This is a genomic window from Streptomyces bicolor, assembly GCF_000719285.1.
Taxonomy (GTDB): domain Bacteria; phylum Actinomycetota; class Actinomycetes; order Streptomycetales; family Streptomycetaceae; genus Streptomyces; species Streptomyces bicolor.
Map to the genome: position 1 here is coordinate 43,771 of NZ_JOFS01000013.1, position 25,084 is coordinate 68,854.

Here is a 25,084-nt window from a genome sequence, read left to right on the forward strand (position 1 = left end):
CGGCGCCGGTCAGGGCTGGTGTCGGTCGCTGCCGCGGTGCGGGATCAGCTGGGCGGTCAGGAGATGGGAGTCCAGCAAGGCGATGTCGGCGGTGCGGGCGGCCTTCGCGTAGCCGGTGAGCATGCGTTTGGTCAGGACCAGTGCCTCGGGGGAGCGCCGCGCGAGGGGTCTTGTCCAGGCGGCGATGGTGTCGTCCAGCTGGTCGAGGGGAGCGACCTTGTGGAGGAGACCGAGCCGGAGGGCGGTGACCGCGTCGAAGAGGTCGCAGGTGAGCATGAGTTCGCGGATCCTCGCGGCGCCGGCCTCCGAGATCAGGCGGCCCATGGCGCCGCCCCAGGCAGGAGCGAGGCCGACGCCGACTTCCGGCATGCGGAACCGGCAGGTGTCCGCACCCGCGCGGAGATCGCAGTAGGCGGCGAGCGCGAGGCCCGCTCCGATGACCTTGCCGTGCAGTCGGGCGATGGTGACGGCGTGGGTGTTCTCCAGGGCCTGGCACAGGCGGTGGGCCTTGTCCGCGATGCGGCGCAGTGTGGCTCCGGTCGGATCCAGCGTCAGGGCGTCCTGGTATTCCCGGCGGTCGGCCCCCAGACAGAAGTCGTCGCCCGTCGAGGACAGGACCAGGATGCGGATGTCGGGCCGTTCGGGGAGGCTGTCGAGAACGGCGATGAGTTCGTCCAGGACGGCGGCGCTCAGGGTGTCGTCCTGGGCGGAGGAGTTGAGCCGGAGGTGGAGGACGGGACCGTCCTGCGCGATGCCTATGGGCGTGGACGCGGACGTGGGCGTCGGGGTGAGCGTCGGCGTGTTCATGCGAGGGCGACATCCAGGTTGAGCAGACGCCGGAACGCCACGCGGGGCGCCCGGGAGGGGGTGCGGACCAGGGTGAGAGGGGGAAGAAGCGTGATCATGCGGCGTAGCAGGGTCTGTGCCTCCAGCCGGGCCAGGGGCGCTCCGAGGCAGTAGTGGATGCCTCCGCTGAAGGCGAGATGAGCGGGCTTGCGGTGGGGATCGAAGAGGTCGGGACGGCTGTGCTGGGCGGGGTCCCGGTGGGCGGCTCCCACCATGAGGTGGAGCATCTCGTCCGCGCGGACCTCGACGCCGTCCAGGAGGCAGTCCTGCGCGCCGACCCGGCTGATCACATGGGTCGGGGGGTCGTAGCGCAGTGTCTCCTCCACGAACGCGGGTACGAGGTCGGGCTGCGCGGCGAGCAGATTCCACCGGTCGGGATGCTCGACCAGCAGAAGCGCCATGGTCGACAGAAGGGTGGACGTGGTCTCCAGGGCCGCCAGCAAGACGAACAGCGCCAGGAAGTAGACCGCTTCATCGGCCTTGTCCCGGTCCGGTTCCATGGCGTCCCAGGTTCTGATCCACCTGGACACGGGGTCCTCGCCGGGACGTGCGCGCCGCTCGCGCACCAAGTCGAGGAAGTAGGCGCGTAGTTCGGCCATCGCGGCGTCTGATCGGGCCAGCTGGCTGGCGGACGGCAGCAGTTCCTGGGTGAAGACCTGCTCGTGCGTCAGTTCGCGCAGGCGGGGCCAGTCCGCGCTCGGCAGCGCGAGCCAGTCTCCGACGGTGGCGACGGGGAGTTCCTCGCTCACCAGGGCGGCGAAGTCCGCCTCCCCTGTGTGGAGACGCTCCATCACGGTGTCGAGGAGACGCTCGACCACCCGGTCCACTCTCGGGGTCATGCGGTCGATGGTGGCGCGGTCGAAGTTGCCGGCTGCCCGGCGCACGGCGGTGTGCTCCGGGGGATTGAGGGCGGGCAGGGTACGGCTGATCTCCCGGGAGGAGGAGGCGCTCCAGCGGGTGCGCTCCCCTTGCCGTTCCCTCCAGCGCGTGTCCGGCTCGAGCCAGGCACTGCTGCGCAGTACCTGGTCACAGGTGTGGAAACTCGTTACGAGGAATCCTCCCCAGGGGGCAGGACTGATCCCGCCGCCCTGTGCCCGCAGTTCCGCGTAGATCGGAAAAGGGTCCGCTTGTCCCTCTGCCGTCCGGAGACGGGAGAAGAGAGAGACGGTCGCCCGACGGGCGGCTGACGGGGTCGTGACACTCCCCACGGTGGCGGCTCCTTTCTGCCAGCCGCCATACGTACCCCTGAGATAGTTCAATCATCCAATAACACTGCGTCCCCACAGGGTTACCTACGTCACTCGCCCCTCATCCACGCACGGAAGCGGCTGAACAGCCCGCCCTTCGGCTGCGCCGCGTGGTGGGCCGGCCGCGCCGCCGGACGTACCTGCGCGGAGACAGCGGACTGCTGCACGGGCCCGACGGACCCCGGCGTCGTGGGCTGCGTGTCGGCGGCCCACGGCACGGCACGGGGGGTGAACCGGACGGGAAGCGCCACCAGGGAGCGGCTCCACGGCGTCGGCACCCAGGCGAGGTCCTTGAACGGCACGCGCAGTTCGACATCGGGCAGCCGGTTGAGCAGGGACTCCACGGCCGTCGCCACGAGCATGAGCGCGGGGTCCTTGGCCGGGCACGCGTGCGGGCCGGCGCCGAAGGCCAAGTGGGCCTTGGCGCTGAGCTGTTCTCGGTGTGCGGTCAGCTTGGGGTCGGTGTTGGCCGCCGCGAAGGAGATCAGGACCGGGTCGTTGGCCCTGAGGATCCTGCCGTTCAGCTCGACGTCCTGGGTGGGGTAGTGAGCCGCGTAGTTGGCGATGGGCGCGTAGTTCCAGAGGGTCTTCACGACCGCTTCCTCGACCGGCAGGCCCGACGGCCAGTCGTCGCTGAGATACAGCGCGCTGCTGGTGCCGATCGCGGCGGCGAGGGGTGCGGTTCCGCCGGAGAGCAGGGTGACGAGCTGGTGCAGCACTTCCTCGTCGCTCAGCCGGGCGGAGTGCACCATCAGGCGGGTGGTGAGGTCCTCGCCGGGCTGGTGGCGCTTGAGGGCGATCAGTTCGGCGAGCGCACCGCCGAGTATCTCGTCCGCACCGGGGGCGCCCTCGAAGATGCCGCTGATCCCGACGATGACGCGGTCGCCGATCTCGGGCGGGCAGCCGAACAGGTCGCTGAAGACCAGGAGGGGCAGCGGCTGGGTGTATGCGGTCATCAGCTCGGCCTGGCCGAGGGGTTCGGAGCTGAACCGGCTGATCAGGTAGTCGGCCGACTGCTGCGTCAGACGGGCGAGCCGGACCTCGTCGACGGTGGCGAGACTGTCCGTGACCGCCTGCCGCAGGCGAGCGTGTGCCGCTCCGTCGCTGAACAGCGCGTTGGGGCGGTAACCCATCATGGGCAGGGCCGGGCTGTCCGCGGGCACACGCCCTTCGTTCAGCGCGTTCCAACGGCGTGAGTCCCGGACGAACAAGGCGGGGTTCTGCAGGATGTGCAGGCTCGCGTCGTAACTGGTCACCAGCTCGACCTGGACCTCCGGCGCGATGTCGACCGGGGCACTGGGCCCGAGCGAGCGCAGGCGGGCGTAGTGGCCCTCGGGGTCGGAGCCGAATTCGGGTCCGTACAGCTGGGGATTGGCGTGAGCGGGGCAGCCGGCCGGTGCCCCGGTCCTGTCGGAGTGCTGTTGCATGCCGTGGCTCCTAGCCGAGTGTGGACATGAGGTGCTTCACGAGGGTGATGAGTGACTGCGCCGCGGAGTCCTCGTCACGGACGTCGCAGTGCACGACGGGCGTCTCCTCGGTGAGGTTGAGCGCCTCACGCACCTCGTCGAGCGGGTAGTCGGGGGTTCCGTCGAAGCGGTTGACGCCGATGGCGTAGGTCAGGCCGAACTGCTCGACCAGGTCCAGGACGGGGAAGCTCTCGTGCAGTCGCTTGGGGTCCACCAGGACCAGAGCGCCAAGGGCGCCCCGGGACAGGCCCTCCCACATCTCCTTGAAGCGTTCCTGTCCCGGTGTTCCGAAGAGGTAGAGGACCAGGGTGTCGCTGAGGGTCAGACGCCCGAAGTCCATCGCCACCGTCGTGGTCGACTTGTCCGGGGTCTCCGAGAGGTCGTCGAGGCCCTCGCTGGCCTCGGTGATCTCCTCCTCGGTCTGCAGCGGCTCGATCTCGGAGATGCTTCCGATGAACGTGGTCTTCCCGACCGCGAAGTGGCCGACGACCAGAACCTTCACGGACCGGGAGACGGCTGGATCCAGATACACGGCTTACGCTCCGAAACGGGTCTTCAGGCCATCGAGCACGGCGGTGAGCAGCTCGCGGTCGGCACGCTGGTCACGTGGCGCCGGGTTCCTCACGAAGATCAGGCCGTCATCGGCCATCTGCGCCAGAAGGATGCGCACGATGCCCAGTGGCAGCCGCGTGTAGCCGGATACCTCGGCCACGGACAGGAAGCCCTCGGCGATCAGATCCATGACCGCGCGGGCCTCCGGAGACAGTGTCCGGGCCGCGGCGGACGTGCCCTCTCGGGCGGTGACGAGCGTCGTGTGCTCGTACTCGTTCTCCGCGGGCAGGGCACGTCCCTTCGCGATGACGAAGAGTGGGACTAATGCCGATGTCAGTTCCAGTTCGCCGTCCGGTTCGTCATGCATCGCCGGCCCTCTCTCCCTGCGGCACCTGCCGTGCGGTGAGCGTGGGTATCACGTCGCTCAGGCGGGTGGTGAAGTCCTCGATGTCGCAGTCCGGTTCGGCGGCCGCCGCCAGGAAGGCGCCGTCGCCGGCCGCGATCAGGAAGATCCACCCGTGCTGGAACTCGATGACCGTCTGCCGCCACTCGTCGTCCAGCAGCCCGCTCGCGAACGGCGCGGTCGCACGGCTGTAGGCGTGGATGCCGGTCATGGCCGCGGAGATCGTGTCCGCCAGGTCCCTGCCGATCCCGGCGCTCGCACCGCGGGGCAGACCGTCCGCCCCGAGCAACAGGGCGTGCCGGGCGCCCGGCACCGAAGCGATCGCCTGGTCCAGTTCGGCGAGGACGAATCCGGCACTGCCCGCCTCTTCATGCCGCACCGCGACGTCGCCTCCGCCAGGAGCCGGGTCACCGGCGGTCACCCGCGGCGCTGCCGTGAGGTTGTTGCCCAGCCGGGCGACCAGCCGGTGCATGCGGAAGGAGATCTGCTGCATGTCGACGTCGGATTCCGCGGCGGCGGCCAGGTAGGCGCCCTGTCCGGCTCCGATCAGAAACACCCAGCCGTGCGCGAACTCGATGATCGTCTGGCTCCACTGCCGGTCCTGCGACCGTCCGGCGAAGTGGGCGGTGGCCCGGCTGAGCGACTGCATCCCGGCCATGGCCGCGGAGATGGTCCGCACATCCTGGGCAGTCAGGCCGTCCGTCGCCCCGCGCGTGATCCCGTCCGCCGACAGCACCACGGCGTGCCGTGCCCGAGGGACGTTGTCCACGATGTCCTGGACCATCCACGACATGTCTGTAGTAGTCATCCGTCCTGAGACCCTTCGGGCGTCGGGGCGTCGAGGTCACGGCCCGTCAGGGTGCCGCGCTGGAAAGCCCCCAGACCGCCGCCGGAGCCACGAGAAGCTCTTCTGGGCTTCTGCTCCCCGGGGACGCTCCCACCCGAGGGAACGCCGACGACGGGCGACTTGCGGGCGCCGCGCTTCGGCAGGCCGTGCACCGTACGGGCCTCGGCCTGCTCGCGGCCCTCAACCCGCCGGATGCCACTCACCGGCGCCGACGCCTCGGTGGCCGGCGGCGGGGTCTCCTCCATGGTCCACAGCTCCTCGGGCAGCAGGACGACGGCACGGACGCCCCCGTACCGGGAGACTCCGGTGACATCCACCTTGAAGCCGTACTGGCGGGCGATCAGGCCGACGACGGGGAAACCGAACTTCGGCTGCGTGCCCAGCTGGGACAGCCGGGGGACGGCGTCGCCGGACAACAGCGCGGTCGCCTTCTGGCGGTCCTCGTCGCTCATGCTCACACCGGCGTCGTCGATGACGATGCACAGGTTCTTCTGGACCCGCTGGAACGTCACTTCGATCGGCGCGTCCGCCTGAGAGAAACTCGCGGCGTTGTCGAGCAGTTCGGCGACCGCCAGGGCAACCGGCGCGACAGCGGTCGCCTTGAGGGCGATGCCGCTCGGCTGCATGATCTCGACCCGGTGGAAGTTGCGGATCTGGCTCTGGGCGCTGCGGACGACGTCGTAGACGCTGGCGGGCTGGTTGCGGCGGCCGAGGGGCGCACCGCACATGACCGCGATGCCCTGGGCCTTCCGCGCCATCTGCGCATTGGCGTGGTTGACGTCCATCAGGTCGGTGAGGACGGCGTGCCCGCCGTAGTTGCGCTGGATCTCGTCCAGCAGGTTCGTCTGCTCGGCCGCAAGGCTCTGCAGAAAGCGGGCGGCACCCTTGAGGACTGCCTTGGTGCTCTCCTCCGCGGCCCGTTCGGCCTCCTGGATGACACCGTCCTGCTCGTCCCGGACCCTCTGCAACTCGCCCTGCACCCGGCTGAGTTCGGCTTCGGTGTAGCTCAGCCGCTGCCCCAGGGAGACTTCGGCTTCTCTCTTCCTCACCGCCAGGGCTCTGTTGCGGAGCGCGAAAGCCACGACGGCGGCTGTGGCTGTCGTCGCTATCGCAACCAGGCACCAAAGAAGCGCGTCTTTAGTCATGGAAACCTTTCCCGGCGCGAGCACGCAGGCGTGGACGGATACGCATCGCGAGGATCCGCAACCCGTCACGCGGGGGGACTGCATGAATGCCGGAGCGAAGAGCAGGTGAACGTCAGGTCGGCACCTGAACAAAGTGGATCAAGGTCGCAGACGGCGGAATGCTATCACCTTCAACCAAGTCTCCAGAGGCCGCCTTTGCCTCTTCCAAACGGTCAACAAAGGGCTGGTCAAGGGCTGTTGGCGAGCGTGGAGGCGGCGCAGTGCCCGCAGCGGCCGTATGTCGAACCACGGGGCGCGATCATGCTCCGGCGGGCGACCGATGCCGGCATACGGCATGTCCAGGCGCCGCCGAGCGGTGGACCGCTCAGGGCCACTGACCTGACCAGCAGCCAAAGGTCCGCGGGACAGGGAGGGGGCTCTGTGAGATGCCGGGCCGAGTCCGCCGCGCGGGCGTCCTGGGTGCGTTCCCCGGCGTAAGGCCGCTCTCCCGGTCGGCCACTCCCGTGCAGTCCTACGTACAGGTCGTCCGAGACCGGATCGGGCTCGCCCCGGGGCGAATGCGCCAGAGCACGCCCGGTCTCAGGCTGCCCCGCTGTCCCTCGTGCTGTCCCGTGCTCTCCGTCGTCCGGTGTGCCGAAATGTGCTCGTCGGGCGGCGTCGAGCTGTGCCGACTGTTCCCGTAGACGGCGTCGGCCAGCCAGGGCGGATCGCGGATGATCTCCCGGGCCTCGAGCGAAGCCCTGGCCGACGGGCCGCCGGTGGGTGATCGAATGGTCGTAGAAGGCCTCGGCGCACCGCAAGGCGGACCGTGACCGTACGGGCCGGCGCGTGCCGACGAAAGAACCCCGCCCGTCCGCAGGTCCCCTCGATCGCTGCCCGCCGCTGATCGTCGGACCAGGACGCCCCGCCCGCGCTGAGCGAGCCGTCTCTCGGCGCCGCTGGGCCGGGGCGGGCGGTCGGCGTCCTGCCCGTGGTGGGTGAGACAAGCGCTGAACATGGTGCCCTCAGGAGCACCTACCCTTGACGCATGACCAGCAGCGACCGGAGCCCGGCAGTGGACGTTCAGCAATCCAAGAGTTATGAGATCCGAACCTACGGGTGCCAGATGAACGTCCACGATTCCGAGCGATTGTCCGGGCTGCTGGAAGAGGCCGGTTACGTGCGCGCCCCCGAGGGCTCGAACGGCGAAGCGGACGTCGTCGTCTTCAACACCTGCGCGGTCCGTGAGAACGCCGACAACAAGCTGTACGGCAACCTCGGCCACCTCGCCCCCAAGAAGGCCAGCCGGCCCGGGATGCAGATCGCGGTCGGCGGCTGCCTCGCGCAGAAGGACCGCGACACCATCGTCAAGCGGGCGCCCTGGGTCGACGTCGTCTTCGGCACGCACAACATCGGCAAGCTGCCCGTCCTGCTGGAACGCGCGCGCGTGCAGGAGGAGGCGCAGGTCGAGATCGCCGAGTCGCTGGAGGCGTTCCCGTCGACGCTGCCGACCCGCCGCGAGAGCGCCTACGCGGCCTGGGTGTCGATCTCCGTCGGCTGCAACAACACCTGCACCTTCTGTATCGTCCCGGCCCTGCGCGGCAAGGAGAAGGACCGCCGCCCCGGCGACATCCTCGCCGAGGTCGAGGCCCTGGTCGCCGAGGGCGTCTCCGAGATCACGCTGCTCGGCCAGAACGTCAACGCGTACGGCTCCGATATCGGCGACCGCGAGGCTTTCAGCAAGCTGCTGCGGGCCTGCGGCAACGTCGAGGGCCTGGAGCGCGTCCGCTTCACCTCCCCGCACCCGCGCGACTTCACCGACGACGTCATCGCCGCCATGGCCGAGACGCCGAACGTGATGCCGCAGCTGCACATGCCGCTCCAGTCCGGCTCGGACACGGTCCTGAAGGCGATGCGCCGCTCCTACCGCCAGGAGCGCTACCTCGGGATCATCGAGAAGGTCCGCGCCGCCATCCCGCACGCCGCGATCACCACCGACATCATCGTGGGCTTCCCCGGCGAGACCGAGGAGGACTTCGAGCAGACGCTGCACGTGGTGCGCGAGGCCCGGTTCGCGCAGGCGTACACCTTCCAGTACTCCAAGCGCCCCGGCACCCCGGCGGCCACCATGGACGACCAGATCCCCAAGCAGGTCGTCCAGGCGCGCTACGAGCGTCTCGTCGCCCTCCAGGAGGAGATCTCCTGGGAGGAGAACAAGACGCAGGTCGGCCGCACGCTCGAGCTGATGGTCGCCGAGGGCGAGGGCCGCAAGGACGACACCACCCACCGCCTCTCCGGCCGCGCCCCCGACAACCGCCTCGTCCACTTCACCAAGCCGGACCAGGAGGTCCGCCCCGGTGACGTGGTCACCGTCGAGGTCACGTACGCCGCCCCGCACCACCTCCTGGCCGAGGGTCCCGTCCTCGATGTGCGCCGCACGCGCGCGGGTGACGCATGGGAGAAGCGCAACGCCGCCGAGGCCGCCAAGCCGGCGGGTGTCATGCTGGGCCTGCCGAAGATCGGCGTTCCCGAGCCGCTGCCGGCGACGACGGGAGGCTGCGCGGCGCACTGAGCGCACGCGGCGAGAGCGTGGGCGGGGCGGGGGCGAGCAGGAGAACGGGGGGGCGGCACATGGCGCAATGGGTGGTGGTCGCGCAGACCGGTACCGGGGACCAGTACCGCTGTGAGGAGGCGGCGCGCTTCCAGGGCACCCTGGAACAGGCCCGCGCCCGCCTCTACGAGGTCGCCTGCACGTACAAGCCCCGCGCCGGGCTGCGGCAGCAGCGGCGTGAGGTGTTCCGGGTCGGTGCCGGGGACGCGTACTACGCGCAGATCGAGGGCCTGATGTCCACCCATCGCGTGATGTTCCAGCTGGCCGAGCGGGTGTGGAGCAGCGACCCGGAGCCCAGCCCCTGGCAGTAGGCTCCCGATCATGCTTGTCGCCGCCGCCGTCTGCCCCTGCCCGCCGCTCCTCGTGCCCGAGGTCGCCGCGGGCGCCGCACCCGAGCTGGCCACCGCGCGTGCCGCCTGCACGGACGCGCTCGGCGTGCTCGCGGCCGCCCGGCCGGACCGGCTCGTGGTCGTCGGGCCCGCCGAGGAGAGCGAGCAGGGGGCATACGCCGAGGGGGCGCGGGGGTCGTTCCGGGGCTTCGGCGTGGACATCGACGTACGGCTGGGACGCGCCGCGGACGAGGCGACCGCACCGGAGTCGTCGCGACGACCGCTGCCGTCCTCGCTCGCCGTCGCCGCGTGGCTGCTGCAGCGGACCGGATGGGCGGACGCACCGATCGAGGCACTCGCGGTGGGGGAACCTGTGACGCCCGAGCGGTGTACGGATATCGGGCGGGACGTCGCCGCCCGGGCCGAGCGGGTGGCGCTGCTGGTGATGGGCGACGCCAGCGCCTGCCGCACGCTCAAGGCACCCGGCTACCTCGACGAGCGGGCGGAGCCGTTCGACGCGTCCGTCGCGCGTGCGCTGGGCAAGGCGGACGTGGCGGCGCTCAAGGCGCTGGACGTCGAGCTCGCGCACGAGCTGATGGCCTCGGGCCGAGCGCCCTGGCAGGTCCTCGCGGGCGCCGCCGAGCAGACGGACCTCTCGGGCACCTTGCTGTACGACGCAGCGCCGTACGGCGTGGGGTACCTGGTCGCGACCTGGTCGTAGGGCACGTCGGCCGAAACCGTTAGCGGGCAGGTTCCCCGAATCAGGTCGCTGGGCACGCCAACCGAACCGGTCGCCGGGCGCGCGCCGGTCAAACGGCGGACGGCCGGGAGCCGTCAAGCTCCGCGGCCGTCCGTCGATGTGCCGTTCAGGGAGTCGGCGGGGGTGAGTCCGGCGGCGGCGTGCCGCGGCCGGTCGCCGTGTCGTCGCCCTTGTGCGCGAGTCGGTCCATGGCGCCCTTGGCCTTGCCCGTACCGGTCTGGATCTTGTCGCTGTACTTGCCCTTGGTCCTCTTGTCGACGGCCTTCGCGGCTCTGTCGAGGCCGTGCTGGACCTGCTCCTCGTGCCGCTGCGCGAAGTCGGAGACCTTGCCCTTGGCCGGGGCGAGTTTGGCTTTCAAATTATCCATCAGACCCATGCTTCACCTTCCCGCGCAGGGCAGTTACGTGCGGGCGCTCTCACCGGCCTCGCTGTCCGCCGTCTCCTCGGCGGACTGCTGCTTGGGGATCTCGACGCCGTCGTCGGCGTCGGCGTCCACGGACTCCGCTGCCGTCGACCGCGCCGCCGTCGACCGCGCCGCCGTCGACTGTGCCGTCTCCTCGGCCTCCGCCTCGGTCGGCACCTTCACCTCTGCCGCCTCTTCCACCGCGGATTCGGCCGTTGGGGTGTCGGTCTGCGCCTCGGCGGTTGACGCCTCCTCAGTGGCCTTCGACCTCCGAAGAAGTCGTGCAAAAACGCCCATATCCACTCCATACGTTACTCGTGCGGGCGAAATCCCGCGTCGTCCGGTGCGTCCGTTTGCGCCCCCGGGCCGCCGCCTCCGCGAAACCGGCGGCGAGAACCTCGCAACTGGCAACGACACTGCGCGCGTGGCGTCACGTAACCCGTTCGAGGCCACCCTGTGAGGTTTGCGAGACTGGGGCGGTGAGCAGTGCACCCTCCGCCCCCCGAGTCATCGCCGTCGTCGGCCCCACCGCAGCCGGAAAGTCCGATCTGGGCGTCTTCCTGGCCCGACAACTCGGCGGCGAGGTCGTCAACGCCGACTCCATGCAGCTCTACCGCGGGATGGACATCGGCACCGCCAAGCTGACGCCCGAGGAACGCGCCGGCGTGCCGCACCACCTGCTGGACGTCTGGGACGTGACGGTCACGGCGTCGGTCGCCGAGTACCAGCGGCTCGCGCGGAAGCGGATCGACGCACTGCTCGCCGAGGGGCGCTGGCCGATCCTCGTCGGCGGCTCCGGTCTGTACGTCCGTGGCGCCGTCGACAATCTCGAGTTCCCCGGCACCGACCCCGAGGTCAGGGCCCGGCTGGAGGAGGAGCTCGCGCTGCGCGGCTCGGGGGCGCTGCACGCCCGTCTGGCCGCCGCCGACCCCGAGGCCGCGCAGGCGATCCTGCCGAGCAACGGCCGCCGTATCGTCCGTGCCCTCGAGGTGATCGAGATCACCGGCAAGCCCTTCACCGCCAACCTCCCGGGTCACGACTCGGTCTACGACACGATTCAGATCGGTGTCGACGTGGCCCGCCCCGAACTGGACGAGCGCATCGCGCGCCGGGTCGACCGGATGTGGGACGCGGGGCTCGTCGACGAGGTCCGCGCCCTGGAGGCGCAGGGGTTGCGGGAGGGCCGTACGGCCTCGCGCGCGCTCGGCTACCAGCAGGTGCTCGCGGCGCTCGCCGGGGAGTGCACCCTCGAAGAGGCGCGGGCCGAGACCGTACGTGCCACCAAGCGCTTCGCGCGCCGTCAGGATTCATGGTTCAGACGCGACCCGCGGGTGCACTGGCTGAGTGGGGCTGCGGCGGATCTCACAGAACTTCCGCAGCTCGCACTGGCGTTGGTCGAACGACCGGTTACAGCCTGATCACGTGATGGCATCGGGACGCTCCGGCCGCCATCCGGGCCTCCGGTGCCGTGCCATCATCGAGCTTCGATCGACCAAGTGGAGTCCGAGTTGGGAGGGCGCGTGGCGATGGAGGCCGGCCCTCGCGACACCGCACAAGGCACCGAGAACGTCACCTCTGACCAGGGTGAACGGGAGCAGGACGGCGACCGTCCGATCCCCGACGGGCTGGACGAGGCCGAGGGTGGCGTCACCGACGACGGTCCTGAGCCGGAGGAGATGTACGCGAGCGGCCCCGAGGTCGAGGTCGAGCTGCGTCCGCAGCGCCGACTGCGCATCTGGCAGCTCGCGCCCATCGTGGCCCTGGCCGCGGTCGGCTCCCTGATGTTCGCGTTCCCGCTGGCCTTCGACTTCGGCGACAGCGGGGCCGTGATCGCCATGCTGGGGCTCCTGATCTGCTCCTGTGCGGCGGGCTGGGGCATGATGGCCGCCCGCCGCGTGGGCTACACCTGGCCCGGGCTGCCGCAGCGCGGTTCCGGGCGCAGACCGGACTGGCGGGTCGTGCTGGCCTACGCCCTGCTCGTCGCCGCGGTGGTCGTGCTGGCCGTGTGGCGCGTGGCCCGGCTGCGCTGACCTTCACGCGCGCGTGGGCTGTCGCGCGACTCCACGGGCGCATGGGCGGTCGTAGCGCGCCACGCGAACATGGGGTGTCGTACCGACCCCTTACGATCGAGGAATGAGCACGCGGATCGCCTTCCTCAAGGGTCACGGCACCGAGAACGACTTCGTGATCGTCCCGGACCCGGAGAACGTCATCGACTTGTCCCCGGCCGCCGTCGCAGCCCTGTGCGACCGCCGCGCGGGCATCGGCGGTGACGGACTGCTGCACGTGGTGCGGTCCGCGGCGCACCCCGAGGCACAGGACATGGCGGGCGAAGCCGAGTGGTTCATGGACTACCGCAACGGCGACGGCTCGGTCGCGGAGATGTGCGGGAACGGCGTGCGGGTGTTCGCGCGCTACCTTCAGCGCGCCGGGTATGTCACCGAGGGTGACCTCGCGGTGGCCACGCGCGGGGGCGTGAAGACCGTGCACATCGCCAAGGACGGTGACGTCACGGTCGGTATGGGCAAGGCGCGGCTTGCCGAAGGCGAGGTCACGGTCAGCGTCGGTGAGCGCAGCTGGCCGGCGCGCAACGTGAACATGGGCAACCCGCACGCCGTGGCCTTCGTGGACGATCTCGCGCACGCCGGTGACCTGTACTCCCCGCCTCCGTTCAGCCCGGCCTCGGCCTATCCGGACGGGGTCAACGTCGAGTTCGTGGTCGACCGGGGCCCGCGGCACGTCGCGCTGCGCGTGCACGAGCGCGGTGCCGGCGAGACCCGTTCCTGCGGCACGGGCGCGTGCGCCGTCGCCGTGGCCGCCGCGCGGCGGGACGGGGCCGATCCGGCGGTCACCGGCGCCCCCGCGACGTACACCGTCGATGTGCCGGGCGGCACCCTGGTGATCACCGAGCGGCCCGACGGCGAGATCGAGATGACCGGCCCCGCGGTGATCGTGGCCGAGGGTGAGATCGACGCGGAGTGGCTGGAAACGCTCGCTCGCTGAACCTCTCCGCGGCTTGGCTTCACAGCCTCGGGCGGCTCCCGGCCTGAGAGTGCGGTTGTCGGCCGTCCCGAGCGCGTTCGGAATCGCCAACTCCGGTTTACTGCATGGCGCGAAACCGTAAACCTGCAAACCCTCGCTCGAATGGGTGATCCGTTTCACGCTCGGCGAGAGGCGGTCAGCCGCACGTGATGGGCTCGGTAGCATCAAGCACCGGCCCGGACGGGGGAGAAGTCGCCATCCCCTGTGCCGTGTCCGCCATGGGGCACCCCGTCCGCCGGTCCACGCAGCCGGAGGTGCCCATGAGTGCGGAGGCCACGAACCCCGCGACGCCAGGCCCGGTAGCAGGCCCTGCGACGCCTGCCGTGCCCCGCAGGAAGGCCCGCGCCCGGATCGATCTGCGCCGCCTCGGCCGGGCGGCGCTGCTCGGCCCCGCATCGCGCGACCGGCTGCCCGACGCGATCAGCCATGTCGTCGACGCCCACCGCGCCCACCACCCGGACGCCGACCTCGAACCGCTGCGCCGCGCCTATGTCCTGGCCGAGTCCTCGCACCGCGGCCAGATGCGCAAGAGCGGCGAGCCGTACATCACGCACCCGCTCGCCGTGACCCTGATCCTCGCCGAACTCGGCGCCGAGACCACGACCCTGACCGCCTCACTGCTGCACGACACCGTCGAGGACACCGACGTGACGCTCGATCAGGTCGGCGAGGAGTTCGGCGCGGAGGTCCGCTTCCTCGTCGACGGCGTGACGAAGCTGGAGAAGGTCGACTACGGCGCCGCCGCCGAGCCCGAGACCTTCCGCAAGATGCTCGTCGCCACCGGCAACGACGTCCGCGTGATGTCGATCAAACTCGCCGACCGGCTGCACAACATGCGCACCCTCGGCGTGATGCGCCCCGAGAAACAGGCCCGCATCGCCAAGGTGACCCGCGACGTGCTCATCCCGCTCGCCGAACGGCTCGGGGTCCAGGCGCTCAAGACCGAACTGGAAGACCTGGTCTTCGCGATCCTGCACCCCGAGGAGTACGAGCACACACGGGAGTTGATCGTCGAGAACGCCTCCCGCGCTGACGATCCGCTCGCGGAGATGGCCGACGAGATGCGCAAGGTCCTGCGCGAAGCCGACATCCAGGCCGAAGTCCTCATCCGGCCGCGGCACTTCGTCTCGGTGCACAGGGTGTCCCGCAAGCGTGGGCGGCTGCGGGGGGCCGACTTCGGGCGGCTGCTGGTGCTGGTGAACGAGGACGCGGACTGTTACGGCGTCCTGGGCGAGCTGCACACCTGTATGACGCCCGTCGTCTCGGAGTTCAAGGACTTCATCGCCGTTCCCAAGTTCAACCTGTACCAGTCGCTGCACACCGCCGTCGCCCGCGAGGACGGCCAGGTCACCGAAGTCCTCATCCGCACCCACCAGATGCACAAGGTCGCCGAGGCCGGTGTCGTCGCGCTCGGCAATCCCTACGCTCCTCCTTCGGAGGAGCAGGCCGCTTCGAACGACGGCGAGCGCGCGGACCCCACCCGCCCCGGCTGGCTGTCCCGCCTGCTCGACTGGCAGGAGGGCGCTCCCGACCCGGACACCTTCTGGTCGACCCTGCGCGAGGACCTCGCCCAGGACCGCGAGATCACCGTCTTCCGGCCCGACGGCGGCACCCTGGGCCTGCCCGAGGGCGCGACCTGTGTGGACGCCGCCTACGCGCAGTACGGCGAGGACGCGCACGCGTGCATCGGTGCCCGCGTCAACGGCCGCCTGGCGACCCTCAGCACGGTTCTGCGGGACGGCGACACCGTCCAGCTCCTCATGGGCCAGGACCCTGCCTCGGAGCCCTCGAGGGAGTGGCTGGAGCACGCCCACACGCCCGCCGCCCGCATCGCCATCCAACGGTGGCTGGCCGCCCACCCGTCGCAGGGCGACCCCGCCGGCGGCGAGCGGGCCGGGACGGTGCCGTTCCGGGCCACGGCGGACGGCCTGTCGGGCCGGGAGGCTGTCGAGGACGAGGGACCGGGTGTCGCCCCGGCTGCGGAGGGGACGGCCGGCCGCGTTGCCGACGGGGATCCGGACGCCCGTCGGGGCGCAGGAGCGGTGGACGCCCGTCGGGACGCAGGCGGACCGGATGCCCGCCGGGTCGATCAGGGTCCGGCCGGTCGCTCCAGCACTGCCAGCGTCCTGGTCGACCCGCCCGGCGCGACCGTACGCCTCGCCGGCTGCTGCACACCGGTACCGCCCGACGAGGTCACCGGGTTCTCGGTGCGTGGGGGAGTGGTGACCGTCCACCGCGTGGAGTGCGCGGCGGTGGCGCGGATGAAGAGCGCGGGGCGCTCGGGGGTCGGCGTGCGCTGGGGTGACACCACCGAGTGCCGGGTCACCCTGGTCGCCGAATCGTTCGTTCGCCCGCACCTCCTGGCGGACCTCACGGAGGCGATGGCCCTGGAGGGCGCGGAGATCGTCTCGGCGACGGTCGAGCCACCCACCCAGCAGCGTGTGCGCCACACCTACACCGTCCAGCTCCCGGACGCCGCCCAACTCCCCGGGCTGATGCGAGCCATGCGGAACGTGGCGGGCGTGTATGACGTGAGCAGGGCGCAGCCGCAGATGCAGGGGGCGTGACGGGCAGGGTTCACGCCGGGCGTGGTGGTTCTTGGCCCACGACACCGTCCCTCAAACCCTGCACCCACCTGACATACCCGTTCGAGTGTGCCGGTCGCGCGTCGTCCACGCCTCGCGCACGCGCGCTGATAGCCGTGGTTCATGCTGCTCACCCCCCGCAACGAGGCCCGGCGACCAGTCCCTGGCGCCACTCACTCCGGAACCCGATCCACCCGGCGCCTCAAGATGCCCGCGCTGCTCGCCGTGGCCGTCTCCACCTGTCTCCTCGCCGCGAGCGCCCCTGCCACACCCCTGGGTGTCGGCGACCGTCTCTACCCGTACCTGGGCAACCCCGGCTACGACGTGGAGTCGTACGACCTCTCCTTCACATATCCGGGCACCAACACCAAGCCCCTCCAGGCCGTCACCACGATCGACGCCTGGACGACCACGGACCTCGACCGCATCAATCTGGACTTCGCCCACGGCAAGGTCGAGTCCGTCGAGGTCGACGGTGAGCCCGCGTCGTTCAGCAGCGCCGGTGAGGACCTCGTGGTCACGCCGCAGGAGCCGTTGCCCGACGGCAGCTGGGCGCGGATCACCGTGCGGCACACCAGCGATCCCGTGTACGGGAAGGAGCGGGAGGGCGGCTGGGTGCGGACCGCCGACGGCCTCGCGATGGCCAACCAGGCCGACGCCGCCCATGTGGTGTTCCCGTGCAACGACCATCCCTCCGACAAGGCGATGTTCACCATCCGGGTCACCGCGCCCAACGGCTACACCGCCGTCGCCAACGGTCTGCGAACCGATGTGGACCGCGCGGGCAGGACGACGACATGGACGTACCGCAACGGGCACCCCATGGCCACCGAGCTCGCCCAGGTCTCCATCGGCCGCTCCACCGTGCTGCACCGAACCGGGCCGCACGGACTGCCCCTTCGGGACGTCGTACCCACCGCGCACCGTGAAAAGCTCGAACCGTGGCTGAAGAAGACTCCCGGACAGATCTCCTGGATGGAGAGCAAGCTCGGCCGGTACCCCTTCGAGACGTACGGCCTGCTCATGGCCGACGCCGCCACCGGATTCGAGCTGGAGACCCAGACCCTCTCTCTCTTCGAGAGAGGGCTCTTCACCGAGTCCGCGTTCCCCAAGTGGTTCGTCGAGTCGATCATGGTGCATGAACTGGCGCACCAGTGGTTCGGCGACAGCGTCAGTCCGCGTACCTGGTCCGACCTGTGGCTCAGTGAGGGGCACGCCACCTGGTACGAGGCCCTGTACGCGGCGGAGAAGGCCGACAGACCGCTGGAGGCACGGATGAAGGCCGCGTATGCCGCCTCGGACAGCTGGCGCGCGGCCGGTGGGCCACCCGCGGCCCCCAAGGTGCCCGCGGCCGGCAAGAAGAACGGCATCTTCCGGCCGAACGTCTACGACGGCGCGGCCCTTGTTCTGTACGCACTCCGCCAGGAGATCGGCAAGTCGGCCTTCGAAAGCCTGCAACGCGCGTGGGTGAGCCGCCACCAGGACAGCTCCGCCTCCACCGCGGACTTCGTCGCGCTGGCGGAGGAGATCTCCGGACGCCACCTCGACGGGTTCATGCACGCCTGGCTGTACGGGAAGAAGACCCCGCCGATGCCCGGTCAGCCGGAGTGGAAGGCCGCGGATCCCCGGAAGAAGGCCGCGAAGGGCGGGAAGGCCAAGACGGCCGCGAAGGCCAAGACCACGAAGGCCGGAAAGGCCGGGAAGACCACGAGGACCGCGAAATAAGGCGGTGACGAGACGCCCCGTGCCGTGCGACCATTTTCGGGTCGGCGCGGCACGGGGCACGGGAATCTTCCGGGGCACTCGTGCGTTGGGAGCAGTGACGGATCAGTTTCCGGGCGCTACGGACGCGTTCCGAAGCGCGGACGTCACTGCCACCGTCGGCGCAAACGGATTCCCCATGGACGTAAGGACCCAATGACCTCCTCTTCTTCCTTTTCCCAGGACACTCAGCGCTTCGCGCACAGCTACGCCGAAGGTCTCCGGGCCGATGCCCTGATGGAAGAGGACGTCGCCTGGAGCCACGAGATCGACGGAGAGCGGGACGGCGACCAGTTCGACCGCTCCGAGCGCGCGGCTCTGCGCCGCGTAGTGGGCCTCTCCACCGAGCTCGAGGACGTCACCGAGGTCGAGTACCGCCAGCTCCGTCTGGAGCGCGTCGTGCTCGTCGGTGTCTGGACCTCGGGGACCGTGCAGGACGCCGAGAACTCGCTGGCCGAGCTCGCCGCCCTCGCGGAGACCGCGGGCGCCCTTGTGCTCGACGGCGTGATCCAGCGCCGCGACAAGCCCGACGCGGCCACCTACATCGGCTCCGGCAAGGCCGACGAGCTGCGGGACATCGTGCTCGAGACGGGCGCGGACACGGTCATCTGCGACGGTGAACTCAGCCCCGGCCAGCTCATCCACCTCGAAGACGTCGTCAAGGTCAAGGTCATCGACCGTACGGCCCTGATCCTCGACATCTTCGCCCAGCACGCCAAGTCCCGAGAGGGCAAGGCGCAGGTCGCGCTCGCGCAGATGCAGTACATGCTGCCGAGGCTGCGAGGCTGGGGTCAGTCGCTGTCCCGGCAGATGGGCGGCGGCAAGGGCGGCGGCCTCGCCACACGTGGTCCCGGTGAGACCAAGATCGAGACGGACCGGCGACGGATCCGCGAGAAGATGGCGAAGATGCGCCGGGAGATCGCGGAGATGAAGACCGGCCGCGAGATCAAGCGCCAGGAGCGCAAGCGCAACAAGGTGCCCTCGGTCGCCATCGCGGGCTACACCAACGCCGGCAAGTCCTCCCTGCTCAACCGCCTCACGGGCGCGGGTGTGCTGGTCGAGAACGCCCTGTTCGCGACCCTCGACCCGACCGTGCGCCGGGCCGAGACCCCGGGCGGAAGGCTGTACACGCTGGCCGACACGGTCGGTTTTGTACGGCACCTGCCGCACCACCTGGTCGAGGCGTTCCGTTCCACCATGGAGGAGGTCGGCGAGTCCGACCTGATCCTGCACGTGGTGGACGGCTCGCACCCGAACCCGGAGGAGCAGCTGGCCGCCGTGCGCGAGGTGATCAGGGACGTCGGCGCGACCGACGTACCGGAGATCGTTGTGATCAACAAGGCGGACGCGGCCGACCCGCTGATGCTGCAGCGGCTCATGCGGATCGAGAAGCGCTCCATCGCCGTCTCGGCCCGTACCGGCAAGGGCATCGACGAGCTGCTCGCGCTGATCGACAACGAGCTTCCGCGTCCGTCGATCGAGACCGAGGCGCTCGTGCCGTACACGCACGGCAAGCTGGTCGCCCGCGCCCACACCGAGGGCGAGGTGATCTCCGAGGAGCACACCCCGGAGGGCACGCTGCTCAAGGTGCGCGTGCATGAGGAGCTGGCGGCGGATCTCGCGCCGTACGCTCCGGCCCCGACCGTCTGAGCCGTACGTCTCGGCTCGACCGTCCGAGCTGTCGTAGGCCGACTGCCTGGGCCGTCGTCGGAAGGCGGCCCGAGCAGGCGCAGAACGGCCGAAGGCCCGCCCCCTGTCCTGGGGAGCGGGCCTTCAGCATGTGTCAGGTCGCGATGCGGGGAGTATCACCGACCGGCGTACTTCTCGCTCACCGCGTCGTAGATGCCCTTGGCCTCCTTGCCCAGCCGCGGGCCCGCGAGCCACGTGTTGTCCTCCGGGCCGATCGAGGTGTTGGAGACGAGCGCAGGCTTGCCGTCCGAGCCCGTCGCGATCCAGCCACCACCGGACGAACCGCCGGTCATCGTGCAGCCGATGCGGTACATCGTCGGGTCCGAGGCGTTGAGCGACAGCCGACCCGGCTTGTCCTGGCACTGGTACATCTTCTGGCCGTCGAACGGCGCAGCTTCCGGGTAGCCCATCGCCTTGATGCCGGCCACGTCGGGCACCGCGGGGGCGTTGAAGTTCACCGGCAGAGCCGAACCCACCGTCTCCTCCAGGGACTTGCCGTTACCGCCCGCCTCCGGCTGCACATGCAGCACGGCGAAGTCGTACGGCGCGCCGTCCCCGCCCGTCAGACCGCCCTGCGCGATCCACTGGTCCGAGGTCTTCGCCCAGTCGGCCCACCACGCACCGTACGGAGCGATCTGCTCCCGGGTGGCGCCCTTCAACTTCGCCGTTTCCATGCCCGCGTCGTTGTACGAGGGCACGAACGTGATGTTGCGGTACCAGCCGCCGCTCTTGCCCGCGTGCACACAGTGGCCCGCGGTCCACACCATGTTGGACTTGCCGGGGTTGGCCGGGTCCTGCACGACCGTCGCCGAGCAGACGGACGGGCCGTCGGGGGAGTCGAAGAACACCTTGCCCAGCTCGGGGGCGTTGGCGTGGTACGTAGGCGACACGGCCTGCGCGTCCACCGGCGCCGGCGTCGGGTCGGTCACACCCTGGTCGCCGGCGAGGTCACTGTCGTCGACACCGCGGTCGGGGTCCTCGGCTTCCCGCATGCGGTCCGGGTCCCAAAGCCCTTCGATGATCGGGTTGATGAAGTCCTTGGCCTCACGCAGCCAGTCCTCCTTGTCCCATTCCTTCCAGGCGCCGTCCTTCCACTTGTCGACGTCGATCCCGTGCTCCTTGAGCTTGTCCTTGATGTCGTCCGGGATCGTGATCTTGCCGTCGCCCTCGGCCACGGCGGACGCGGTGGCCTCGCCGCTCACCTCGGCGTTGCCCGACTCACAGGCCGTGACGGTGAGGGCCAACGCCGCTGCGAGCGCGACCACGGGCAGCGGGGAGGTTCTGCGGCGCGCGCTCCTCCCTCGGCGAGCGGTGAACGACGGCCGTATCGATCGCATGATCTAACTCCCCCTGGGGTGCAAGTACTAAGGCGCCGCGGTCATGAACTCCCGCTGATCACTCACTGGTTCCACGTGATGTCACGGCGCGTTGGGACGGCATCACACACTATGCGTTCTCTGTGGGGGAGTTCCGATGGAACGGCAACGGTTTCGCTACGACAAGGATCTTGAAGCAACCCGTAACCCGGTGAACGGTCCGGGGTTGGTAGCGGTTGGGGGCCCGCCGCCCGTGGGCGGCCTCCAGTGCCCAGTTCCCCGGAGTTTCGAGTGGACGCTCGCGGGGCTTCGTATGTCGGGTCGGGCGAGGATGCGAGAGACCTGCTCGCCCCGGGACAGCGGGAGGACAGGGAGCCATGGCCGTGACCGAATCTTTGCGCGGGGGGACATCCGAGCCGGCGGGGGTGCGCTCCGTGCACGAGGGGATCCTGCGGCGGCAGTCGGCACGTGAGTCGGCGGCGCGCACCTACGCGCGCGCCCTGCCCATCGTGCCGGTGCGGGCGCGTGGGCTGACCATCGAGGGCGCGGACGGACGCCGCTACCTGGACTGCCTCTCGGGCGCCGGCACCTTGGCGCTCGGACACAACCACCCGGTCGTCCTGGAGGCCATCCGCAAGGTCCTCGACTCGGGCGCACCACTGCACGTCCTCGACCTGGCGACCCCCGTCAAGGACGCCTTCATCACCGAGTTGTTCCACACCCTTCCGCCCGGTCTCGCCGGGCACGCGCGCGTGCAGTTCTGCGGACCGGCCGGCACGGATGCGGTGGAGGCCGCGTTCAAGCTCGTCCGGGCCGCGACCGGACGCACCGGCATACTCGCCTTCAGCGGCGCCTACCACGGCATGACCGCCGGAGCGCTCGAAGCATCCGGGGGCGCCTACGACGTACGGGTCGCGCGCCTGCCCTACCCCCAGGACTACCGATGCCCCTTCGGCGTTGGCGGCGAACGCGGCGCCGAACTCGCCGCGCGCTGGACGGAATCCGTCCTCGACGATCCCAAGTCGGGCGTACCGCGTCCCGCCGGGATGATCCTCGAACCCGTCCAGGGGGAGGGCGGGGTGATCCCCGCGCCTGACGGCTGGATGCGGCGCATGCGGCAGATCACGGCCGACCGATCCATCCCGCTGATCGCCGACGAGGTCCAGACGGGGGTCGGGCGTACCGGCTCGTTCTGGGCGGTGGAGCACAGTGGCGTCACCCCCGATGTGATGGTCCTCTCCAAGGCCATCGGAGGCAGTCTTCCCCTGGCCGTCATCGTCTACCGCGACGACCTCGACGCCTGGCAGCCCGGTGCCCACGCCGGCACCTTCCGCGGCAACCAGCTCGCCATGGCCGCCGGCACGGCGACGCTCGCCTACGTCCGCGAGAACCGTCTCGCCGAGCGGGCGGCCGAGCTGGGCTCGCGGATGCTCAGCCAACTTCGCGGACTCGCGGGTGAGTTCGCGTGTATCGGGGATGTGCGGGGGAGGGGGCTGATGATCGGCGTCGAGGTGGTGGAGCCGGAGACCGACCGCGAGCGTGCCGAGGAGCCCCCGGCGAATTTGCCCGGGATCGACAGGACGGGCAGCGGGCCCGGGCTGGAGCTTCTGGCTGCTCTTGAACTTGAAGGGGACAGGGATGCCCCTCACCAAGCCGAGGGAGCCGCGACAGCGCAGGGCACGGATCGTCACCCTCGGCCCGCCGCCCCAGAACTTGCCGTCGCCGTCCAGCGCGAGTGCCTGCGACGTGGCCTGATCGTGGAACTCGGCGGCCGCCACTCCAGCGTCGTGCGGCTGCTGCCGCCCCTGACCATCAGCGACGAACAGGCAGACGCGGTACTGGACCGGTTGGCCGACGCCGTGGATGCGGTCTCCCGCGACCGCACCGCCGGCCATCCGACGCGTCGGCCGATCCCGCAGCACCGCCGAAGCGACGATCGGGCCGACTGGGCGGGGTAGCGCGGTAGCCCAGGAGGGTGCGGCGGCACGGACTCCAACCGGCGCGGACTTCAAGCCCACGTCCACCCTCATCGCAGAACACCGGCAGTCCCGCACGAGCCGGAACCACCTCAAGAGGACCAGCCTTGATCACCACCCCCACATCCGACGGCCGGGCCGACACCCGCGCGCGAGGCTCCTCCGACGCACATCTCCCCCAGCAAGAGCCGCACGCAGGTACACCTGCGCAGGATGGTGCACCGGCGCCGGAGGGAGGCGCGCCGCAGGAACGCGCTTCGGCACAGGTAGCTGCCGGTGCGCAGGCGCCGGTACGGCCGCCGACGCAGACAGGCGCCGCACGCACCGAGTGGCCGCACGGAGTCACCGTCGACCTCCTGGAGCATCCCGCCCCGCACACTGCCGCCCAGGCCGCCGCCGTGGAGAACCTGCTCCGCTGCTGGGTTCGTGAGACCGCCATCCCGGCTCCCGACAACGGGATCCTCCGCATCCCCCTGCCTGCCACCGGTACGGTCCTGTTGATCCCGGTCCACTACTGGTCCCCGACGGGTTGGCACCGCTTCGGCCTCCCGCGCCTCGCCGACGCACCCGACCACGCCCCACCTACCGACGCTGTCACCCTCGCGGCACTGCTGAGCCGGGAGACGTGCGGCGGAGCGGACACCACGTGCGCTGCCACCGACCTCGTCGCCCGCGTCGCCGACTCCGTCCGACGAACCGTCGCGTTCATGAGCGAGCGCCGGGACAGTCCCGCCGAAGGCTCCGACCTCTTCCTGACGGCCGAGCAGGCCCTCATGCTCGGGCATCCACTCCATCCGGCCCCGAAGAGCCGTGAGGGTCTTTCCGAGGCTGAAGCACGGCTGTTCTCACCCGAGTTGTGCGGCTCCTTCCCTCTGCACTGGCTGGCTGTCGCTCCCTCCCTCCTCGCCACCGACTCCGCATGGACGGAGCGCGGCCGTGTCGTGCCGGCAGCCCAGCTCACCGCCCGCCTGGCCGGGCCTGGGCTGCCCTTGCCCGAGGGGTACGCGGCACTGCCCCTGCATCCCTGGCAGTCGCGTGAGATCCGGCATCGCCCCGAGACCGCGGCCCTTCTCGATGCCGGAACGCTCAGGGACCTCGGCGCCCACGGGGCACCCTGGCATCCCACCTCCTCCGTCCGAACCGTCCACAGATCCGACGCCCCGGCCATGCTCAAGGTGTCGCTGGGCCTGAGCATCACCAATTCCCGGCGGGAGAACCTCCGCAAGGAGTTGCACCGCGGCGTCGAGGTCCATCGACTCCTGCGCAGTGGCCTCTCGACGCAGTGGCAGGCCGCACACCCCGGATTCGACATCGTTCGCGACCCGGCCTGGCTCGCCGTCGATGCGCCGAGCGGCGACCCCGTCGTCGGCCTCGACGTGATGATCCGGCACAACCCGTTCCAGCCGTCCGACGACGTGTCCTGCGTAGCTGGACTCGTCTCACCGCGCCCTCGGGGGCAGGCCGGCGCCGCCGCTGGTCCACGACGGTCGGACACGCAACCCCTGCAGTCCCGTCTCGCGGACCTGATCACGTACCTGGCCGCCCGGACGGGTCGCCCTCGCGGAGCCGTAGCCGCGGAGTGGTTCCTGCGCTACCTCGAACAGGTCGTGCGGCCAGTGCTGTGGCTGGACGCCGAGGCGGGGATCGCCCTGGAGGCACACCAACAGAACACGTTGCTCCTGCTGGACGGCGACGGCTGGCCTATGGGCGGCCGCTACCGCGACAACCAGGGCTACTACTTCCGTGAGTCCCGCCGCGCGGATCTCGACGCCCGGCTGCCCGGCATCGGCGAGCACAGTGACACCTTCGTCTCGGACGAGGTCACTGACGAACGCTTCGCGTACTACCTCGCGATCAACAACGTATTCGGTCTCATCGGAGCGTTCGGCTCCCAGCGTCTCGTCGACGAACAACTGCTGCTCGCCGCCTTCCGACGGTTCCTGGGTGATCTGGCCTCCGGTCCCGATCGGCTGCGCACGTCACTGCCTGCCCACCTGCTCGACTCACCGGTTCTGCGCTGCAAGGCCAACCTGCTGACCCGGCTGCGCGGCCTCGATGAACTCGTCGGACCGGTTGAGACCCAGTCCGTATACGTCACCATCGCCAACCCCCTGCATTCCTGACCAT

At 70.3% G+C, this 25,084-nt stretch carries 21 protein-coding genes; 11 read left to right on the forward strand and 10 right to left on the reverse strand.

All coding sequences use genetic code 11. The features are described from left to right. Window positions 1–9 precede the first annotated feature (9 nt). From IF78_RS0118950 to IF78_RS0118980, 7 genes are all read right to left on the reverse strand, one after another. A complete protein-coding gene (locus IF78_RS0118950; protein ID WP_051827990.1) occupies window positions 10–807 on the reverse strand; it encodes an enoyl-CoA hydratase/isomerase family protein in 798 nt (265 codons plus the stop codon). Beyond that, on the reverse strand, window positions 804–2,054 hold the full coding sequence (locus IF78_RS0118955) for a cytochrome P450 (protein WP_031486428.1): 1,251 nt from the start codon (window positions 2,052–2,054) through the stop codon (window positions 804–806). The genes IF78_RS0118950 and IF78_RS0118955 overlap by 4 nt, the downstream gene beginning before the upstream one ends. Window positions 2,055–2,143: 89 nt before the next feature. Beyond that, on the reverse strand, window positions 2,144–3,520 hold the full coding sequence (locus IF78_RS0118960) for a cytochrome P450 family protein (RefSeq protein WP_031486427.1): 1,377 nt from the start codon (window positions 3,518–3,520) through the stop codon (window positions 2,144–2,146). 10 nt (window positions 3,521–3,530) lie between these two features. After that, window positions 3,531–4,091: a GTP-binding protein gene (locus IF78_RS0118965; RefSeq protein WP_031486426.1), complete on the reverse strand. Its 561-nt coding sequence runs from the start codon at window positions 4,089–4,091 to the stop codon at window positions 3,531–3,533. A 3-nt stretch (window positions 4,092–4,094) separates the two neighbouring features. Continuing rightward, a complete protein-coding gene (locus IF78_RS0118970) occupies window positions 4,095–4,478 on the reverse strand; it encodes a DUF742 domain-containing protein (protein WP_031486425.1) in 384 nt (127 codons plus the stop codon). Further along, window positions 4,471–5,298 (reverse strand): roadblock/LC7 domain-containing protein, encoded by an 828-nt coding sequence (locus IF78_RS0118975; protein ID WP_031486424.1) that lies wholly within the window; start codon window positions 5,296–5,298, stop codon window positions 4,471–4,473. The genes IF78_RS0118970 and IF78_RS0118975 overlap by 8 nt, the downstream gene beginning before the upstream one ends. A gap of 20 nt (window positions 5,299–5,318) precedes the next feature. Then, window positions 5,319–6,506, reverse strand: coding sequence for an ATP-binding protein (locus IF78_RS0118980; protein ID WP_031486423.1), 1,188 nt, complete (start codon window positions 6,504–6,506; stop codon window positions 5,319–5,321). A gap of 1,027 nt (window positions 6,507–7,533) precedes the next feature. On the opposite strand from IF78_RS0118980, the gene miaB reads away from it, so the two are divergent. Genes miaB through IF78_RS0118995 form a run of 3 tightly spaced genes read left to right on the forward strand, consistent with a single transcriptional unit; the run spans window position 7,534 to window position 10,146 of the window. Beyond that, window positions 7,534–9,057, forward strand: a complete 1,524-nt coding sequence (gene miaB, locus IF78_RS0118985; RefSeq protein ID WP_031486422.1) for a tRNA (N6-isopentenyl adenosine(37)-C2)-methylthiotransferase MiaB — start codon at window positions 7,534–7,536, stop codon at window positions 9,055–9,057. Window positions 9,058–9,116: 59 nt separating this feature from the next. After that, window positions 9,117–9,407 (forward strand): hypothetical protein, encoded by a 291-nt coding sequence (locus IF78_RS0118990; protein WP_031486421.1) that lies wholly within the window; start codon window positions 9,117–9,119, stop codon window positions 9,405–9,407. A gap of 10 nt (window positions 9,408–9,417) precedes the next feature. Next, the gene (locus IF78_RS0118995; RefSeq protein WP_031486420.1) at window positions 9,418–10,146 is read left to right on the forward strand and encodes a class III extradiol dioxygenase subunit B-like domain-containing protein; all 729 of its coding nucleotides are present in this window, start codon (window positions 9,418–9,420) and stop codon (window positions 10,144–10,146) included. 145 nt (window positions 10,147–10,291) lie between these two features. On the opposite strand, the gene IF78_RS0119000 is transcribed toward IF78_RS0118995, so the two are convergent. Both IF78_RS0119000 and IF78_RS0119005 read right to left on the reverse strand, forming a co-directional pair. Next, entirely contained in the window at window positions 10,292–10,561 is a 270-nt protein-coding gene (locus IF78_RS0119000) for an antitoxin (RefSeq protein WP_031486419.1), read from the reverse strand. A 24-nt stretch (window positions 10,562–10,585) separates the two neighbouring features. Further along, on the reverse strand, window positions 10,586–10,885 hold the full coding sequence (locus IF78_RS0119005) for a hypothetical protein (RefSeq protein WP_031486418.1): 300 nt from the start codon (window positions 10,883–10,885) through the stop codon (window positions 10,586–10,588). 182 nt (window positions 10,886–11,067) lie between these two features. Here IF78_RS0119005 and miaA point away from each other — a divergent pair, with 182 nt between their 5' ends. The 6 genes from miaA to hflX all read left to right on the forward strand — a co-directional run bounded on the left by miaA (window position 11,068) and on the right by hflX (window position 19,626). Continuing rightward, on the forward strand, window positions 11,068–12,006 hold the full coding sequence (gene miaA / locus IF78_RS0119010; protein WP_031486417.1) for a tRNA (adenosine(37)-N6)-dimethylallyltransferase MiaA: 939 nt from the start codon (window positions 11,068–11,070) through the stop codon (window positions 12,004–12,006). 108 nt (window positions 12,007–12,114) lie between these two features. After that, on the forward strand, window positions 12,115–12,618 hold the full coding sequence (locus IF78_RS0119015) for a membrane protein (protein WP_031486416.1): 504 nt from the start codon (window positions 12,115–12,117) through the stop codon (window positions 12,616–12,618). 103 nt (window positions 12,619–12,721) lie between these two features. Then, window positions 12,722–13,591, forward strand: a complete 870-nt coding sequence (gene dapF / locus IF78_RS0119020) for a diaminopimelate epimerase (RefSeq protein WP_031486415.1) — start codon at window positions 12,722–12,724, stop codon at window positions 13,589–13,591. A 299-nt stretch (window positions 13,592–13,890) separates the two neighbouring features. Further along, a complete protein-coding gene (locus IF78_RS0119025; protein WP_031498375.1) occupies window positions 13,891–16,197 on the forward strand; it encodes a RelA/SpoT family protein in 2,307 nt (768 codons plus the stop codon). Between the two features lie 141 nt (window positions 16,198–16,338). Beyond that, a complete protein-coding gene (locus tag IF78_RS0119030; protein WP_078662501.1) occupies window positions 16,339–17,940 on the forward strand; it encodes a M1 family metallopeptidase in 1,602 nt (533 codons plus the stop codon). Between the two features lie 192 nt (window positions 17,941–18,132). Continuing rightward, window positions 18,133–19,626 (forward strand): GTPase HflX, encoded by a 1,494-nt coding sequence (hflX, locus tag IF78_RS0119035; RefSeq protein ID WP_031486412.1) that lies wholly within the window; start codon window positions 18,133–18,135, stop codon window positions 19,624–19,626. Window positions 19,627–19,781: 155 nt separating this feature from the next. On the opposite strand, the gene IF78_RS0119040 is transcribed toward hflX, so the two are convergent. After that, entirely contained in the window at window positions 19,782–21,002 is a 1,221-nt protein-coding gene (locus IF78_RS0119040) for a trypsin-like serine peptidase (protein WP_031486411.1), read from the reverse strand. Between the two features lie 356 nt (window positions 21,003–21,358). Here IF78_RS0119040 and IF78_RS0119045 point away from each other — a divergent pair, with 356 nt between their 5' ends. Together IF78_RS0119045 and IF78_RS0119050 are read left to right on the forward strand one after the other, a co-directional pair. Further along, window positions 21,359–22,939 (forward strand): diaminobutyrate--2-oxoglutarate transaminase family protein, encoded by a 1,581-nt coding sequence (locus IF78_RS0119045; RefSeq protein WP_031486410.1) that lies wholly within the window; start codon window positions 21,359–21,361, stop codon window positions 22,937–22,939. 125 nt (window positions 22,940–23,064) lie between these two features. Beyond that, window positions 23,065–25,080: an IucA/IucC family protein gene (locus IF78_RS0119050; protein WP_031486409.1), complete on the forward strand. Its 2,016-nt coding sequence runs from the start codon at window positions 23,065–23,067 to the stop codon at window positions 25,078–25,080. Window positions 25,081–25,084 lie beyond the last annotated feature (4 nt).